11 protein-coding genes are annotated in these 16,966 nt (G+C 64.8%); 2 read left to right on the top strand and 9 right to left on the bottom strand.

Annotation, left to right across the window (positions count from 1 at the left end; all coding sequences use genetic code 11):
- Window positions 1–54: 54 nt before the first annotated feature.
- Window positions 55–978, bottom strand: coding sequence for a YdcF family protein (locus HMPREF1008_RS09905; protein WP_009278910.1), 924 nt, complete (start codon window positions 976–978; stop codon window positions 55–57).
- Window positions 979–1,136: 158 nt separating this feature from the next.
- Between HMPREF1008_RS09905 and HMPREF1008_RS05720 the strand changes: the two genes are divergently transcribed.
- Both HMPREF1008_RS05720 and HMPREF1008_RS05715 read left to right on the top strand, forming a co-directional pair.
- Window positions 1,137–1,655 (top strand): ferritin, encoded by a 519-nt coding sequence (locus HMPREF1008_RS05720; RefSeq protein WP_009278909.1) that lies wholly within the window; start codon window positions 1,137–1,139, stop codon window positions 1,653–1,655.
- A gap of 182 nt (window positions 1,656–1,837) precedes the next feature.
- Window positions 1,838–3,208, top strand: coding sequence for an alpha-amylase family glycosyl hydrolase (locus HMPREF1008_RS05715; protein WP_009278908.1), 1,371 nt, complete (start codon window positions 1,838–1,840; stop codon window positions 3,206–3,208).
- A gap of 69 nt (window positions 3,209–3,277) precedes the next feature.
- Here the strand turns inward: HMPREF1008_RS05715 and HMPREF1008_RS10450 are convergent, their stop codons facing one another.
- From HMPREF1008_RS10450 to HMPREF1008_RS05680, 8 genes are all read right to left on the bottom strand, one after another.
- Window positions 3,278–3,601: a hypothetical protein gene (locus HMPREF1008_RS10450; RefSeq protein WP_009278907.1), complete on the bottom strand. Its 324-nt coding sequence runs from the start codon at window positions 3,599–3,601 to the stop codon at window positions 3,278–3,280.
- A gap of 14 nt (window positions 3,602–3,615) precedes the next feature.
- A complete protein-coding gene (locus HMPREF1008_RS05710) occupies window positions 3,616–4,386 on the bottom strand; it encodes a GntR family transcriptional regulator (protein ID WP_009278906.1) in 771 nt (256 codons plus the stop codon).
- Window positions 4,370–5,062 carry a hypothetical protein gene (locus tag HMPREF1008_RS05705; RefSeq protein ID WP_198003156.1) on the bottom strand — a complete coding sequence of 231 codons (693 nt, stop codon included), beginning with the start codon at window positions 5,060–5,062 and terminating at the stop codon, window positions 4,370–4,372. The genes HMPREF1008_RS05710 and HMPREF1008_RS05705 overlap by 17 nt, the downstream gene beginning before the upstream one ends.
- 766 nt (window positions 5,063–5,828) lie before the next feature.
- Window positions 5,829–8,294: a phenylalanine--tRNA ligase subunit beta gene (gene pheT / locus HMPREF1008_RS05700; protein ID WP_009278904.1), complete on the bottom strand. Its 2,466-nt coding sequence runs from the start codon at window positions 8,292–8,294 to the stop codon at window positions 5,829–5,831.
- 53 nt (window positions 8,295–8,347) lie between these two features.
- Window positions 8,348–9,415, bottom strand: a complete 1,068-nt coding sequence (gene pheS / locus HMPREF1008_RS05695; RefSeq protein ID WP_009278903.1) for a phenylalanine--tRNA ligase subunit alpha — start codon at window positions 9,413–9,415, stop codon at window positions 8,348–8,350.
- A 454-nt stretch (window positions 9,416–9,869) separates the two neighbouring features.
- The gene (locus tag HMPREF1008_RS05690; RefSeq protein ID WP_009278902.1) at window positions 9,870–11,090 is read right to left on the bottom strand and encodes a DUF4013 domain-containing protein; all 1,221 of its coding nucleotides are present in this window, start codon (window positions 11,088–11,090) and stop codon (window positions 9,870–9,872) included.
- A gap of 85 nt (window positions 11,091–11,175) precedes the next feature.
- Complete coding sequence (locus HMPREF1008_RS05685; RefSeq protein WP_009278901.1) at window positions 11,176–12,348, bottom strand: hypothetical protein; 1,173 nt, start codon at window positions 12,346–12,348, stop codon at window positions 11,176–11,178.
- A gap of 255 nt (window positions 12,349–12,603) precedes the next feature.
- A complete protein-coding gene (locus HMPREF1008_RS05680) occupies window positions 12,604–16,935 on the bottom strand; it encodes a SpaA isopeptide-forming pilin-related protein (RefSeq protein WP_009278900.1) in 4,332 nt (1,443 codons plus the stop codon).
- Between the last annotated feature and the right edge of the window lie 31 nt (window positions 16,936–16,966).

Below are 16,966 nucleotides of genomic sequence, written 5' to 3'. Positions count from 1 at the left end.
CGGCGGCGTCAATCGCAGCGGACGACGGGCCGCCAGGAGCGCGATGGCGGGGCCTCAGCGCCCAAGCGCCAGGGTGAGAAGCTCGCGGGCCCACTGCTGGGGCAGGCTCGCGAGGGGCGTGGCGGCGGGGACGCCCACGCAGTCGGCCCCCAGCCTTCGCGCCTCGCGCAGGGCGCGGAACAGGTGGCAGTCGCTCGACACGACGCAGACGCGCTCTCCCAAGCCGCAGCCCCTCCGACGCAGCAGCGCGAGCGAGAGCTCGAGGTTCTGGCGGGTGTTGGCCGCCTCGTCCTCCACGAGCAGCGACGACGCGGGCACGCCCCTCTCGCCCAGCCAATCCGCCATCACCGAGGCCTCGCTCCGGCCACCCTCCCCCGCGCCTCCCGTGCAGACCAGCAGCAGCTTGGGATGCGCGCGCCAGATCCCGAGCGCGCGGGCGAGGCGGAGCTCGAGCGTCCGTCCGGGACGACCGTCGCGCACGCCGGCGCCCAGCACTATGGCGGCACGGACGCCGGTGACGTCCGGTCGGGAGCGGTACGCCGCACGCAGCGCCACGAGGCCCGCCAGCAGGAAGAGCCCGACCGCCCCGCCCAGCGCGAGCGACGCGAGGGCGACGAGGCACCATCCGCCGCGTGCGCCGGCGAGGAGGCACGCCAGGCCGGCGGGGGCAAGCGACGCGAGCGCCCAGGGAATCATGCCGAAGCTCGCCCTGCCCCGATCGGCGGCGAGCGCCACGAGGTTCCACAGCTGGGGAAGCAACGTCGCGAGCACGCAGGCGAAGAGCCCCGCGCGCGACGCCAGACCGGCGGACGCAGACCCGGAGGCGAGGCCAGGCGCGTCTGCGGGCACGCACGCCGCCCTCCACAGCAGTGCGGCCGAGAGGGCCGACGCCCCAAGACAGGTGCCCCAGCTCAGGGGCGCAAGGCGCCTCTCGCTTCCCACCAGCGTGCTCGCAGGGGTGTCGCCGCGCGCTCCCATGGCCCCTCCTCGGGAAGAGTTTTCGTGTCAATCGGCCAAGCGGCCAAAGCCACCCACCCTTTGGGTATAAGCCATACGTACGCAAGACGCCAGCGCGGGCGAGACCCCGACTCGGTCGCCCGCACCGACACGCAGGCCCCTTCGAAAGGAAGAACCACATGGCACTCGATTCCAGCGTCACCAGCAGCCTCAACGAGCAGATCAACAAGGAGCTCTACTCCGCCTACCTCTACATGACCTTCGCCGACTTCTTCGAGGACCGCGGCCTCAAGGGCTATGCCAACTGGTACGTCATCCAGTCCCAGGAGGAGCTCGACCACGCCAGGATCCTCCGCCGCTACCTGCTCGACAACGACTTCGTCCCCACCATGGAGGCCATCGCCAAGCCCGACGTGGCCCTCACCGACGACCTCACCGTACTCAAGGCTGGCCTCGGCCACGAGCAGTTCATCACCGCATCGATCAACGACTGCTTCGCCGCCGCCCACAAGCTCCACGACTACCGCACCATGAATCTGCTCGACTGGTTCATCAAGGAGCAGGGCGAGGAGGAGACCAACGCCTCCGACATGATCAAGGACTACGAGCTCTTCGGCAACGACCCCCGCGGCCTCTTCAACCTCGACCGCGAGTACGCCACCCGCGCCTACGTGCAGACCACCACGATGGCGATGTAGCCACAGGCCACACAGGGGACCGCTGGGCGGGACGCTGGCTTCGGGCTGGCGTCTCACCCTTATCATGTAGGGCCAGAACATCCAACGCGCCGCGGGCGGACGGATGCCAGGTGCCGCGTCGCGGCGGCGTCCACCACCCGCGCAAGCCGCCCGGCCGGGGCCGGAGCAGAGGGGAGCCTGCCATGTCTTGGTACGAGGAGTCGGTCGTCTACCAGGTGTACCCCCTGGGCCTCTGCGGGGCGCCGCACCAGAACGACGGCGCGTCCGAGCCCGAGAGGCGCCTGCGCCGCCTGATTGACGACGGCTGGGTGGGCCACATGTCCAGGCTGGGCGCGAGCTGCCTCATGCTCAACCCCGTCTTCCAGAGCTCGAGCCACGGCTATGACACCATTGACTACCTCACGCTGGACCGCAGGCTCGGCACCAATGACGACCTCCGCGCGCTCGTCGACGCCTGCCACGAGGCGGGGATCAAGGTGCTCCTGGACGCCGTGCTCAACCACGTGGGCCGCGACTTCTGGGCCTTCCGCGACGTGCTCCAGAACCGGGAGGCAAGCCCCTATGCAGGCTGGTTCAACATCGACTGGGGCGGAAACGACGAGTGGGACGACGGCCTGAGCTACGAGTGCTGGCAGGGCGTCCCCTACCTCGTCAAGCTCAACCACTCCGACTTCGCGCTCAACGACTACCTCGCCGACGTCATCCGCCAGTGGGAGCGCGAGTTCGACGTGGACGGGCTGCGCCTGGACGTGGCCTACTGCCTTGACCGCGGCTACCTCGCTTACCTGCGGCGAATCGCCAACGAGCTCACCGAGGCGCGCAGGGGGCGGCTGGGCGAGAGGGACGCCGAGTTCGTCCTCGTGGGCGAGACCATGTTTGGCGACTACAGGCAGTGGATGGGCGACGAGCTCTGCCACTCGGTCACCAACTACGAGGCGTACAAGGGCCTCTGGTCCTCGCTCAACGCGGCGAACATGCACGAGGTCGCCTATGCGCTCGAGCGCCAGAGCGGCAGCCATCCTTGGGACCTCTACACTGGCAGGCACCTGCTCAACTTCGTGGACAACCACGACGTGCCGCGCATCGCCACGCGCCTGGACGACCCCAGGCAGCTCCCCGCCCTCTACGGGCTGCTCTTCGCCATGCCCGGAGTCCCCTGCGTGTACTACGGCAGCGAGTGGGGCGTCGAGGGCGAACAGCACTTCGGCGACTACGAGCTGCGCCCCGCCCTGGACGCCCCGGAGTGGAACGACCTCACGAGCTGGGTCGCGTCGCTCGCGGCCTGCAGAAGGCCCGGGCACCCCGGCGCCGAGGCGCTCGCCTGGGGAGACTACGCCCAGCTCGACTGCCAGCCGCGCCAGCTCCTCTTCCAGCGCCAGAGCGAGCACGAGCGGCTCATCGTGGCCGTCAACGCGGCGGACGAGCCCCACACCTTCCACTTCGACGCGCGCTGCGGTCGCGCCGTGGACGTCATCACGGGAGAGGACCACGACTTCGGCGGAGGCTCGGAGGTCCCGCCGCTGGGCGTGCGCTACTGGCTCTGCGAGCGCTAGGCTGGCTAGGCTGGCACGGGCGCGGCTCCTCTCGCCTGGGCACGCTGTTGCGCACGACCCTCTCGCCTGTCACGCTGTTACGCACACGCGGTTCTCGCCCATCACGCCATTGCGCACGCGCACCTCGCCCACCACGCCATTGCGCACGCCGTTCTCATCCACCACGCTCGAACGCACAGACACCTCTCCCGCCAACTGGGCAAACGCAGATGCGACCGTGCGCTTCGGCGTGCGCGTTGAGCGGAGCGTGCGCTTCAGCGTGCGTGTTGAGCGGACCGTGCGCTTCGGCGTGCAAGTTGAGAAAGTCGTGCGCTTCGGCGTGCGCGACGCACGCTGGCAGCACTCGTGCGTGCCAAGCGAGACGAGCGTTCGAGCGCGACTGACTGCACGCATGGCGCAGGCGACTCCTACGCGCGGCGGGTCTCGTTGCTGATGACGCAGCGGTTCGCCGGCAGCCAGACGCTGCCCCACTCGAAGGGAGTTCCGTCGTCCAGGCGCACCAGCTGGTCGAGCTCGAGCACCGGCGCGTGCTCGTCGCACTCCAGGTGGCCGCCGCGCACCTTGCCGGCGGTGCGGGCCGTGTAGACCATCTCGGAGCGGCCAATCTCGTGGCCGCTCGTGCGCTGCACGGCGGCGAAGAGCCCCTCTCGCGTGAAGTCGGCTCCCTCGAGCCCCGGACAAACGCCCAGGTTGAGGTGGCTCTCGATGAACATGACCGCGCGCTTGCGCACGTAGCGCACGCGGCTCAAGTATAGGTAGTCGCTGCCCGGCTCGATCTGCAGGTTCTCGGCGCAGAGGGGGCCGGCGGCGCGCACCTCGCACTCTATGACGCGGGTGGTGAAGTCGATTCCCTGATGCCCCATCGACTCGCCAAACGATAGCAGGCGGTTGGACGACGGACGCGCCATGACCGGCTGTACCACGAAGGTCCCGCGGCCTCGCTGCTGCACGAGCAGGCCCTCGTCCACCAGCTGGCGGACGCCCTTCTGCACCGTCCCGCGCGAGAGGTGGAGCATGTCCATGAGCTCGTGCTCCGAGGGGATGGGCTCGTCCACGCCCCAGTCCTTGGAGTAGATCTTCTCCCTCACGAAGTCGGAGACCTGCACGTAGAGCAGCTCTCCTCCCTGCTTGCCGAACACGGGGGCGCTCGGTGCGCTGTTGCTAGCGGCGTCGGGCACGGGGGCCCTCCCTTCTGAGGGGCTCCGCCGAGGCGCCTTGCTCGGCGTAGGCCAGGAGGCCCTCGAGCATGCGCTGCTGGACCTCCTCGAACATGTTGGAAAAGAGCTCTGGCGTGAGCATGCTGTAGGCGGGCGTTCCGTCCACGTGATGCAGGCGGTTGTCGCGCACGATGGCGGAAGCGGCAGCTACGCTCGCCCTGAGGTCGGGCTCGAGCACGGGGTACTGCGGGAAGGCGTGGGCCTGTCGGACGAGCTCGTCGTCCAGGTGGCACTCGAGACGCAGGTCGAGGGTGCGGCCAAAGAGGTCGAAGTCCCCCTGCTTGCGGATGCGGGTCGTCTCGCCCGGACGGATGCCCATGCCCTCGATGAAGGCGTTCACGTCGTGGTTGTAGGCGTTGTCTGCCACGAGGTGGCACCAGGCACCCAGCACGAGGTCCGACACGCGACCGTCGGCATCGGCGCTGGGCAGGCCGAAGCGGCGCCAGAACTCCCAGTAGCGGGGCTCGGGCACGAAGTTTGGGTCCGCGAAGTGCGTGTCGTTGTAGACGATGATGCGCGTGGTGGGCTTGACCATGTAGCCCACGTAGACGTCGGGCAGGAAGTTGCCGAAGAGAAAGGCGTTGACGTTACGTATCCCCAGTTCCTGGGGGCTCCGCTTCTTCAGGAGGGCTTCCACGTGGGCGCTATGAATGTTCCAGCTCGGCATTGGAACATCATAGGACGTTTGCGCGCGCCGCGCCGACGGGGGCGATGCCTGACGCGAGCGGACGGGGCGACGTCTGACGCGAGCGGCCTCGCGCACGCCGCGCGCTTCTCCGTACCAGCAACGTCAGACACGCGCCTCTCCCCCGCCCACTACGTCCATCGCGCGTCCCTCTCCACTGACTACGTCGCACACGTCTCCTCTCGTATCGAAAACGTCGAACGCGTCTCACGGCGCAGCCATAACGTCCATCGCGTCTCCCGAAGCGGCAACTACGTCGAACGCGTCTGCCGATGCATCAGCAACGTCCAACGCGTCCCGCAATACGTCGACTACGTCGAACGCGTCTGAAGCGGATGCAGCAACTGGGCAAATGCAGGGTCCTCGGACGCATTGGACGCTTTGGATGGCGAGGACGCACGCGTTGGGCGCAGTCGGTGAAATCAAGCACGCGTTGGACGTTGTCACGGACGAGAGTTGCCCACACACGACGTCGTGGCAGGCGTCCAAACGCAGCGAGAAGGCGGCCGGCGGCCCACTCGGAGCCACCGGCCGACATCCAGACGATTCTCTACCACTCTCGCACTATGAAGCGCCGAAGCGCCACCGCTTCGTAGCCGCCCGCGCGCCACAAAGCGGTGTGGCCGTCACGACGGCGCCGCTTGCACGCCACGCAGCACCACGCCGCAGCACCACGCCGCAGCACCACGCCACGCAGCGCCCGGCGCCCCAGCGCCCCCTAGCCGCGCACCTCTCCCCCGGTGGACTTGGTCACCTTGGCCACCAGCTTGCCGTGCGCCTTCTCCACCTCCTCGGAGGTCAGCGTGTGGTCTGCCGCGCGATACTCAAGCGAGAAGGCCATCGACTTCTTGCCCACGCCCACCCTCACGGGGTCGCGGTACACGTCGAAGAGCTCCGCGCTGGCCAGGAGCTTGCCGCCGGCGCTCTTGATGCGCTGCATGACCTGCTCGTAGCTCAGGCCCTCGTCCACCACCAGCGCCAGGTCGATGGAGACGCCGGGCAGCGTGGGAACGTCCTCGTAGGGCAGCTCGTCCTTGGCCAGCCTCAGCAGCGCCGCGACGCTCAGCTCAAAGGCCACGACCGCGTCGTCAATGCCAAAGGCCTCGAGCGAGCGCGGGTGCACGTTTCCCACCCAACCGATGAGCTCGCCCTGGGCCAGCACCTCGGCGGAGCGGCCCGGCTGCAGCCAGCCATAGGCCTCGGGGTCGGCCGCACGGAAGCGGACCTTGGTAATGCGCAGGGCCTCGAGCAGGGTCTCGACCACGCCCTTGGCGTCGAAGAAGTCCAGCTCGCCCGTCTTCTGGTTCCAGGCGTCGTCCGTCCAGGAGCCGCTCAGCACGCCGGCCACCATGCTGGGCTCATCGGGCTGGCTCCTGTGCTCGTGGCCGTAGAAGACGCGGCCGACCTCGTACAGGTGGACGTTCTTCACGCCGTGGTCGCGGTTGTAGGCGACGGAGCGCAGGAGGGCGGGCAGCATGTCGCGACGCATCTCGCTCTGGTCGGCGACGAGCGGGCGCAGGATGCGCACGGGCACGCCCTTGCCCGTCTCGCCCATGCCCAGGAGCTCGAGCTCCTGGGGGTCGGCGAAGTTGTAGGTGGAGGTCTCGCTCAGGCCAGCGGCGCGCAGGGTCGAGCCGATCTTGCGGAGCGTCCGCTGCTCCTCGGTCAGGCCGCCGGCGTGGTTGCGGGCCGCAGGCAGGGTGGGCTCCACGTCGCCCTCGCCCCAGAGGCGCAGCACCTCCTCCACCAGGTCGACCTCGCGGGTGAGGTCGGGACGGTTGGTGGGGGTCGTCACCTCGAGGGCACCGTCCTTCCCCGCAACCACGTCACAGCCGAGCAGGCGCAGGCGAGAGGCCATGAACTCGTCCTCGATGGGCGCACCGCAGAGCGAGCGCACGCGCTCCGGGCGCAGCGTGAGCCGGGACGCGGCCACGGGGGCGGGGTACTCGTCCACCCTGCCCTCGCAGACCTGGGCGCCGCAGCACTCCTCGAAGAGGGCGGCGGCCACGTCGGAGACGCGGGCGCAGCCGCTGCCGTCCACCTGGCGCTCGTAGCGGATCGACGCCTCGCTCATGAGGTCGAGGTTGCGGCTCGTGCGGCTGATGTGGCCCTTCTCGAACACGGCGCTCTCGAGAAGGACGTCCACCGTGCCCTCGTCGATGTCGGAGTCGAGACCGCCCATGACGCCAGCCAAGGCCACGGGGGCCTTGCCGTCGTCCGTGATCACGATCATGTCGCTGGTGAGCTCGCGCTCCACGCCGTCCAGGGTCACGACCTTCTCGCCATCGGCCGCCGCGCGCACCACGACGTGACGCTTGCCGTCGCGTTCGGTGAGCTTGCCCAGGTCGAAGGCGTGCAGGGGCTGCCCGGTGAGGTACATGACGTAGTTGGTCACGTCCACCACGTTGTTGATGGGACGACTGCCGGCGGCGATGACGCGACGGGCCAGCCACTCGGGGCTGGGACCGATCTTCACGTTGCGCACCACGCGCGCGGTATAGCGACCGCAAAGATCGTTGTCGTCGATGCGCACGTCCACCAGGTCGGAGCTGCGACCGAAGTCGGCGCTCTCGTGCCTGATCTGGGGAAGCTCGACGTGGGTCGGCTCGTCCAGCATGGCGCTGACCTCAGAGGCCATGCCCAGCATGGAGAGGCAGTCGGGACGGTTGGGCGTGATCTCGCAGTCGATCACCGTGTCGCTGAGCCCCATGTACTCGGTGAAGTCCACGCCCACGGGCGTGTCCGCAGGCAGGATCATGATGCCCCTGTGGTCGCCATCCAGGCCCAGCTCGCGGCTGGAGCAGTTCATGCCACGCGACTCGACGCCGCGCAGCTTGCCCTTCTTGATGGTGACGCCACCAGGGAGCGTGGCACCCACGAGGGCGGTCACGGTCTTGTCTCCCTGTTCGAAGTTCTGGGCGCCACAGACCACCTGCAGGGGTTCGGGCTTGCCGTCGGCGCCCAGGTTATGCGCGCCCACGTCCATCTTGCACACGTACATGTGGTCAGAATCGGGATGGGGAACCTTCTCGAGCACCTGGGAGGTGACCACCTTGGTGATGTCGGCGCCGACGCACTCGACGGCCTCGACCTCGGTGCCGGTGCGGACGAACTCGCGCACCAGCTCCTGGGGGTCGTCGGGCAGGTCGACCATGGTCTTGAGCCATTCGTAAGAGACGCGCATGGAATTCTCCTTCTTGGTCGCGCGGAAGTCTTGGTGGCGCGGGGTCTGCGGACTTAGAACTGCCTCAAGAAGCGCATGTCGCCGGTCATGAGCATGCGCAGGTCGGGCAGGTCGTAGCGCAGCGCGGCCACGCGCTCCACGCCGATGCCGAAGGCGAAGCCCGAGTACCTCTCGGGGTCGATGCCCACGTAGTCGAAGACGTTGGGGTCGACCATGCCGCAGCCCAGGATCTCGAGCCAGCCGGTGTTCTTGCAGAAGCGGCAGCCCTTGCCGTGACAGACGCCGCAGGACACGTCCACTTCGCAGCTGGGCTCGGTGAAGGGGAAGAAGTGCGGGCGGTAGCGGGTCGCGCGGTCCTTGCCAAAGATCTCGCGGCAGAAGTAGTCCAGCGTGCCCTTGAGGTCACCGAAGGTGATGCCCTCGTCCACGACCAGGCCCTCCACCTGGGTGAACTGTGGCAGGTGGTTGGCATCGGCGGTGTCGGGGCGGAACACCGTGCCCGGGCAGATCATGTAGATGGGAGGCTTCTTCTCCTCCATCACGTGCACCTGGACGCCGGAGGTCTGGGTGCGCAGGAGGACGTCCGACTCCCCCAGGACGTGCTGGGCCTTGCCCTCGGGCGCGCGGTCCTCCACGTAGAAGGTGTCCTTGGCCGAGCGGCTGGGGTGGTCCTCGGGGGCGTTGAGCGCCGTGAAGTTGTAGTAGGTGGTCTCCACGAAGGGACCGTCCTCGACGGTGTAGCCGAGCCCCACGAAGATGTCCTCGATCTCCTCGCGGATCTGGCTGATGAGGTGCTGGGTGCCCGGGGTCAGGCGGCGGCCCGGCAGGGTCACGTCCACGGCCTCGGCCTGGATGCGCGCGTCGAGCACGGCTCGAGCCAGCTGCTCTTTGCGACCGGCGATGGCGGCGTCAACGTTGGCGCGCACGGTGTTGGCGAGCTTGCCCATGGCGGGGCGCTCCTCGGGGGGGACCTTGCCCATCATGTGCATGAGCGCGGTCAGGGAACCCTTCTTGCCCAGGGCGGCGATGCGAATCTGCTCCAGGGCGTCGAGGGTGGTGGCTCCCTTGAGCCCCTCCTCCACCTGATCCTGGATGGCCCTCAGGTCGTCGGACATTGCCATGTTTGGAAACCCCTCTCGTCGCCGCCGGCAGGCTGCCGGCGCCCTCCTGCCCAAGAACGAAAAACCGTCCTCGGGCCCACAAGCCCAAGGACGGAATGATTCCGCGGTACCACCTTGATTGGCGTCGCGTTTTCTCTCGCGACCGCCCGCTCTTCCGCCCCGTGCCGTGGGGCCTACGGCTTCCCTACTTGCGGCGGCGAGCGCTGCGTTGAGGTCGCGGCTGGTGGAGTGAACTTCGCAGCCCAGCCTTGGAGGCACCTCTCAGCCGGTGGGTGCCCTCTCTTCTCCGCTGGCGACGCGGGCTGCGAACCTCTCCGTCATTGCCTTCGGCGTATGGTAGCACATCGGGGGGCGAGAGGAACGGCTATACCAGGTCGCCACCATTCTGCAACGCCCGGGGCCGCGCGATGCGACCCCGGGCGTCGTCGAAGAGCCGGTTGATGTACCGGACGGCCTAGAGGGTCGTGCCCTCGTCCGTGGCGTCACCGGAGGCTGCTTCCACATCGGAGGCTGCGTCGGCGTCCACGTCCAAAACCGCGTCGGAGGCCGCATCCGCGGGCTTGCCGGAGGTCGCTGCGTCGGCAGCGTCGGCAGCCACGTCCTCCGCCGGCTCCGCCGGTACCACGGTCGTCGGCGCGACTGCGGTGAGATCCTCGACCACGGGGGCCTCCTCGTCCGCGACAACTGGCGCCGCAGCGGCATCCGCAGCCGCAGCAACGACCGGCGCAGCCGCAGCCGGCACGTCCAGGGGCGTGACGACCTCAGCGGCAGAGTCGGCGGTGTCGACCGGCGTGGCGTCCACGACACTGCCGTCGCCTGCGGTCGGGTCCACCGGAACGACGGGGTCCGCCGTGGCGCCGGGCAGCATCAGGTCCTGAGGCAGGGGGTCTCCGCTCGCGCCCCAGGCAGGAACGTTGAACTGCCTCATCCACAGGCCCACCGCCGCATACTCGACGAGGCCCGCGAACGAGGTCGCGACCGACCCCAGATAGCCAATCACCAGCATCATCGGAATCATGCCCGTGATCATGGAGATGATCTCGTTGTAGATGAAGTACGAGTCATCCAGGTATGGCGAGTAGGAGTAGGCGCTGGTGTAGGCGGCCATGCCGATCGCCCTCGTGATCAGGGGGATGAACGCGATGAGCGCGATCAGGTACACGGCCAGCGCGATGATCAGCGAGATCAGGATGCAGAGGCCCGCGATCCTGGCGATGCCGCCGAAGTCCCTCTTGAGCATCTCGAAGATGCGGTCGGCCCTGTAGCCCGCCTTGAAGTTCTGGTAGATGGCCGCCCTCACGCAGCAGACCGCCAGAATCGTGCCGCCGAACACCCCAATGACGAGCGACAGGAGGAACGGCACCACGCCGCCGTGGCTGATGCTCGCGACCAGTGACATGATGATTCCCAGCAGCACGCCCCAGCCAATCGTGGACGCGAAGCCACGCCACCCGCTCTTGATGCACTCACCCACCCCGATGCCGCGTCGCTTCGGCGCGGCATCGGCGCCCCAGGCGATGAGTCGCGACCACTCGAACACGTAGCCCGAGGTCCCGAGCGGACCTGCGATGGGGACGAAGTTGGCGATGCCCATTACGAGCGGCACCTTGTACCAGCCGGGCTCCTTGCCTATGAGCGCCCAGGAGCGCGAGAAATATCCCTTGCCTTCTGCCATTTGCAAATCCTTTCGTAGATGTGTCGGACGCATGCCACCCGTCTGCCGCAGCTGTGGCGTTCGGGCGCGCGATGCGACGGCCTTCCTAGTCGAGCAGGCTCGAACCCTTCGTCAGGTCGCTCAGGTCAATACCAGTATAAGAGCTCAGGGGCTCCAGGGAGGCGACAGCGGCGTCGCGGGCGGACTGGTAGTCGGCCGCGAGGCTCTTGTCCTCGTCCGTCACCAGCATGTCCACAAGGTCAGAGAGCGTCTCTGTCTTCGTTATGGCAGCGGCGAGCTCGTTCTTGTCCGAGTTGAATGTCTGCGCGATCGAGTTGACGGACGAGGCGTCCCCAGAGGCGATGGCAGCAGAGAGCTGGTTCAGGAGGTCTGCCAACGAAGAGCTCTTGTCCGCGACCGTCTGGAACTTGGAGAAGTCCGCAGACGGGACGGCCGCCTTGGCGGCGCTGATATCGGAGACGAGGGCGCTCGCATGCTGCTTCGCGTCATTGGCATCTGACTTGAAGCGAGCCGAATCGATTGACGCGACGTCAGACGCAGCGTTGACCACGCTGATCGCGTCGCCGACGCTGGTCTGGAAGTCATTGAGGCCAGAGTAGTAGGAAGTAATGCTCTTGCTGGCGCTATAGGCACCGCCGAGGGAGTCGACGACCTTGCGGCCAACCTCGACCATGTGCCTGCGAGCGTCGACGGAACTCTGCAGCGCGGCGATCGCGTCCTTGTCAGCGCCGTCGAGCGCCCACTCGCTCGACTTTGCCCCGTCAAGCGCCTCCTGTGCCGCGTCGAGGGAGTCCGTTGCGGACGAGAAGGTGTCATCCATCGCAGAGGGGTCGCTCAGCGTCAGAGAGAAATAATCGAGGTCGGCATACCGATCCAACTCGACGAGCTCCTGGTCTGCAGAGACGATCTTCTCGGCAGACTCGTGGATGGCGAGACGACCCGCGTTCGCAGCCTGACCTCGCGCGAAGAGGAAGGCGCCTACGCCGACGAGCACGACTGCCGCGGCGACGATGCCAATCACAACCTTCTTGTTCACTGGCTTCTTGGGTGCGGACTCATCAGGCGTGGATGCGCTGGCGCCAGAGGCGGTGGAGGCCACGGCCTCCCCCAGCCCCTCCGGCGGCACGGGGGCACCGGTACGCGCGGGCGCCTCCTGGGTGGGTGCGGCGGGCCTGACGGCCGTCGCGGTGACTTCTGTTACGGCTTCCGATGCCTCGACAGACGAAGGCTCGGAGGCGTCCTTGTCCTCCAGTGTCATGCGTTCCTCCTTGTTGGTACGGGAATCAATACATCGGCCGGAATCGGGGCACGGCCGCGAATGGAGTCAGCTTATCCGAACTCGTGCCCGACGGACCAGCGCAGCACAAATGGGTAATGGTTACGAAACCCTCCTGCAGCCCACCGTGAGGTCCACGTTAAGTAGGCCAGGCGGTGGCCAGGTCGCGACGAAACCTAGCCACCGCCACAAATCAACGAACTGCCCTACATGCTGGACGGAGCACCGAACAACCCCCTACTCCCAAACGTCCCTGCGCCTCATCGTGAACGCCATCAGAACGGCGCCGAGGGCGGCAATCGCAAGGCCCACGAAAAGGAAGTCGCGCGGCGTTGCGCCGGCAAACGGAAGGTCGGGGGCCTTGCTGTTCTTCACCGTCATAGAGACCTTATGGTTCAGGATGCTCACATTCTGCTGAGCAGCACCCTCGTAGAATAGTGCTTGTGTGCCATCGTTGTTGATCTGTATTCGAATGTCGTTCCCCAGCTTCTGATAACCCACAGGAGCCTTGGTCTCTGAGAGCCAGTAGGTGCCCGCCGTAAGGTTCCGGATGACAATCTTTCCGCTGGAATTTGTCATGAACTCGTAAGCGCTTCCGCTCAGAGATCCATCTGCCTGGACATACTTCCCACCCTCAGTGCTCACCGTAAAGCAGGCTCCCTGAAGAGCCGTGCTGCTCGCTCCGTCCGTCTTCAAGACCTCGAGCTCCGTCTTAACCTTTGTGTTCTTGAGGACATACTGGCCTATGCTGTCAGAAGCCTGGACACTTGCGCCAGACGGATCGAGGAATTGCTTCACCTGCGCACCCTTTATCTGAACCTTCCAGAATCCCCCGGGAAGCGCATAGGTGGAGTTGGCAGAACCCCTCTCCTCTTCGAGCACGTAGTAGCCATCATTGATGGATGCGAAAATCGCACCGCCATCGATGTCCGTGGTCTGACTCGAGATCTTCTCTCCCTTTGACCAGCTCGCATTGGACCTGTAGAGCGTGAACGTGACTCCGTTCATAGCCTCATTCGTGTCCGCATCCTGCTTGAGAATCGCAATCTGAGTCTTGAGCGGCTTGTTTGCGATGACAGTGTGTCCAGCAATGGTGGTCTTCCTTTGGGTCGCACTTGTCTCATGCTCCATGAGGAACTGGACGCCGCCATCGGAAGCGTTGCCGTTCTCGACCCATGGGTCGCCATCCGGCACCGTCTGCACGGTCGTGGAGGAGCCGCCGAGGGTGGTTCCCCTCATCTGCAGGTCGATATATCCATGCCTGTTGAAACCATTGAGCCAGGTGAGCATTGCATAGTGGTTCTGTGCGGTACGCTTCACGCCCGCGGGCACAAGAATGGTCTGGGTCTGCCCCTTGTGGCTTGCCACATAGCTCTCGTCGAATTGGATGGTGAACTGGTCACCAGTGACGGTCGTCGTGTAGCCCGCCCCCACGGCGCTCTCACTCAGTCGCACCACCCTTCCATCTTGCTGGAAAATGTGGAAGTCATTCCCATGCACGGCACCCATCACCTTGAAGGTCTTGGCATTCTCGGGTATGGCGAAGGTAACAGGAACAAGATCACGCGTGCTCCACCAGAAGTCATTGAGCCCACCGCTTTCTCCACCTACCCCCTTCTGTGCAAAGGGGTCAATGATTCCGTCATCGAGCTCGCCTGTGAGATAGGTTCCGATGTATCGATGGAGGATGCCTCCGACTTGTCCGTAATGCAGCCTGTAGCTCAAAGAGTTGACGATCTGCTGAGAAGCGCCGCCCCCTGGAGTCGGGACCACTTCAGTCTTGTAGTTTTGCTTGAGCTCGTCAACTGTGTATGTGGTCGAGACGCGCTGATAGGGTTGGCCGGCATCAGCAGCGTCTGCCTTCGCAGCGTAAATCACATCTGAGGGTGTAAAGGTAGACCCATCGTAGGTCCCTTCGCGGACGATATACTTTACGTCCTCTCCTTCTTCGACGATATCGAACTCTCCCCGCCAGCTATTGGATGCCTTGAGCTCGATGGGGCTGCCCACAGCCGTCGCCTGATCCTCGCTGGGGAACGAGCCTCCTGACTTGCGAAGCTTGTAGAGCTGAACCCATACGGAATCGTTTTCATGCGAGGCGGGGTCGGGAGCATTCCCCGAGTCATCCCTCCACTGCTTCTCGACCGTCAGCTTCGTGCTCGGCTTGTTTGTGATGACTGCGGTGCCAATCTGGGGATCCTCGTTACCGTTGTGGAATGCTGCACCGAAGGTCGAGGAATCGTCTGGACGATATGTCTCCACCTTGGGATCGGCACCATGGGCTCCCTTCGCATACCGATACTCGATCTTGTCGAGCGTATACACCTTGCCACTGGTTTGTATCCCCGCCTCTTTGGGGACGAACGCGCCTCCCTCGAGCGTCCCCTCCTCCACCGTGTACTTAATCTCGTGGTTGAGCTCGTCACGCACCGGCAGGTTGTCGAAGGTGTGGCGGAAGGGGCCGATGCCGTACTTGTCCTTCGAGTCCTTATCCAGCTTTACGGGCTCATCAACGGCCTCGCGCTCGCCACCGTCAACCTGACGGTACAGCTGGACATACACGGAGTCGTCGCTGTCAGTGTGGAGCCTGTCGCCGTCCGCCCAATCCTTATCGACGGTCAGCTCGGTTGCCTTAGTGAACGCGAGGTTCATGGCAAGCATGCAGTTCGAGTCCACGCCACCGCGTTCCAGATAGAAGAACTTGATGGTGTGCGTGGAATACGGACTACTATCGAACGTCTTGCCTGCTTTTTCAAACGCCTGCGCTATGGAGCTGTTCTTGCCAAGAGTAGTCCCGGCACCAGCATCATATACATCTTCCGTATACGCAGTGCGACCGAGGAAACGGTCACCGCCCATGGTCGTCTCGCCCGTATGAAAGTTTATCGTACCCTGCGCGGGCTGATGGATGCCACCTATGTCGAGCACGAGCACGCCATCGATATACACCCAGACGTCGTCGTCTCCCGAAAAGGAGAAAAGCATATCGCTCTTGGTACCGTCAGCATTTGACACCTGGCCATCAGGCGGGAGGGTAAAGGTAGCGCTCATCGTCACGCCGTTGTGGTGGTTGAGAGGGTTCGGGTTGCTGTGCGGATCCCAACTGCCTACGTTGTTTCTTGAGGAATCATAGTTATCGAAGGGGAAGAAACCAATCATGTAGGACGAGGTGCCGGCCTTTGGGTACGTGTCATCGTAGAGAGTGACATAGCCACCATTGCCCTGTTCCTTGTTGTAATAGGCATAGGTCTCGTTGCTGTTGTATCCGTAGTAGCTGCCGTTCTCATCACGGATGAACTGGTTGTTTGCAGGGTCGATGCGACCCTTCTGGATGAAGCCGTCAAGACCCATATAGGACTTCTTGCCAGCTTGGACCGACCCATCAAACAGGTAACTGAGGCTCTCGGTTCCGTCAGTCCGGTCATCCGTGTCATACTTCCAGCGCAATCCAGGAGCAAGGACCGGGTAGCCGTCCTCGCCAAGCTTGTTCTGGACGATCCCCTGCAGAGCCGAGGAACGTTGGGTGGCGTCTTCGCCAGTATCGGAGAGCGGAGTAGCGCCATAAGTGTAGTTGTTGATGGAAATATTGTGGTTAATGTTATTTGGGTCGTCCTTTTTGACGCTTCCGTATCCATAGAACTGAAGGCGATGACCATTGGAGTTGATACCTGTGGTGTTGGGCTTCGCAAACTTATTGGCGCCGCTATCGAATGGATTGCCATTCACAACATCACCGTAGTAGTCGAAGAAGTCTGTCTGGATGCCCAGGTCACGCGCGCTGAAGCCTGTATACAGCGGCTGGTCGCGACGTAGGAGTTTCGCGCCGCGTACCACTGCATAGGTCCCCGCTCCAGTGACATTGAACTTGACCGAGTCATTCGAATCAGAAAACTTGGCGCCATCGAGTTCCTCAGCGCTCTCGGCTCCTGCACTTGATTCTTTCTCGGTGTTGCCTATCGAATAAACCTTGAGTTTTGCATTCTCACCATCAGGCAACTTGTCTGAGCCGACACCAACCTCGACCTCACCCTTCAGGAGGTTTGCGTCCATGGCTGTACCCGCCTCGTCGTAGAGGGCAAGGTTGAGGGAGGCAATCGTGACGGATTTCGAGTCATCCTTCAAGGGGTCCGTCTCGCCGTCACTGGCATACTCCTTGGCACGCCGCTCCTCGTCCTCCTGCGTGAGGCCGACGGCGGAGTCGTCGACTCCCTCGATTTTGTCGGTGATGTCATCAACGTAAGCCTTTGCCTCGGCGTCCGCGGGAAGCTCGCCCGTGATGGTGACCTTGGGTGCGTCCTCAAGGGGCCTGCTCAGGGACTCGTCCTCGAAGACGGCCACGTCGAGGGTCCGCCTCTCGACGCGTGAGTCAGCCGCACTATCTGACCCATCCTCACCCGCGCCCGTGCTCGCTGACGGGGCAGACGTGTCGCCCGCGACTGCGACTTCTTCCCCGCTCTCTGCGGCGAAGGCGCGGCTCATGGCCCAGACTCCATCGGAGGGAACGGCCATAGACAATGCCAGCAACAGCACGAGCACCCTGCCAAGCATTGATGAGTTCAATTTCTTCACGACACCCTCCAACCAACGAAGTCTTGCTCAG

The organism is Olsenella sp. oral taxon 809 str. F0356 (assembly GCF_000233535.1).
Classification (GTDB): domain Bacteria; phylum Actinomycetota; class Coriobacteriia; order Coriobacteriales; family Atopobiaceae; genus Olsenella_I; species Olsenella_I phocaeensis.
This window is presented reverse-complemented; position numbering and strand designations above follow the sequence as displayed.

Excerpts from the sequence above, each read along its gene's own strand:
- HMPREF1008_RS05715 (WP_009278908.1), top strand. The coding sequence starts at position 1,838 with ATGTCTTGGTACGAGGAGTCGGTCGTCTACCAGGTGTACCCCCTGGGC.
- HMPREF1008_RS05685 (WP_009278901.1), bottom strand. The coding sequence starts at position 12,348 with ATGACACTGGAGGACAAGGACGCCTCCGAGCCTTCGTCTGTCGAGGCA.
- HMPREF1008_RS10450 (WP_009278907.1), bottom strand. The coding sequence starts at position 3,601 with ATGCGTGCAGTCAGTCGCGCTCGAACGCTCGTCTCGCTTGGCACGCAC.
- pheT (WP_009278904.1), bottom strand. The coding sequence starts at position 8,294 with ATGCGCGTCTCTTACGAATGGCTCAAGACCATGGTCGACCTGCCCGAC.
- HMPREF1008_RS05690 (WP_009278902.1), bottom strand. The coding sequence starts at position 11,090 with ATGGCAGAAGGCAAGGGATATTTCTCGCGCTCCTGGGCGCTCATAGGC.
- HMPREF1008_RS09905 (WP_009278910.1), bottom strand. The coding sequence starts at position 978 with ATGGGAGCGCGCGGCGACACCCCTGCGAGCACGCTGGTGGGAAGCGAG.
- HMPREF1008_RS05720 (WP_009278909.1), top strand. The coding sequence starts at position 1,137 with ATGGCACTCGATTCCAGCGTCACCAGCAGCCTCAACGAGCAGATCAAC.
- pheS (WP_009278903.1), bottom strand. The coding sequence starts at position 9,415 with ATGGCAATGTCCGACGACCTGAGGGCCATCCAGGATCAGGTGGAGGAG.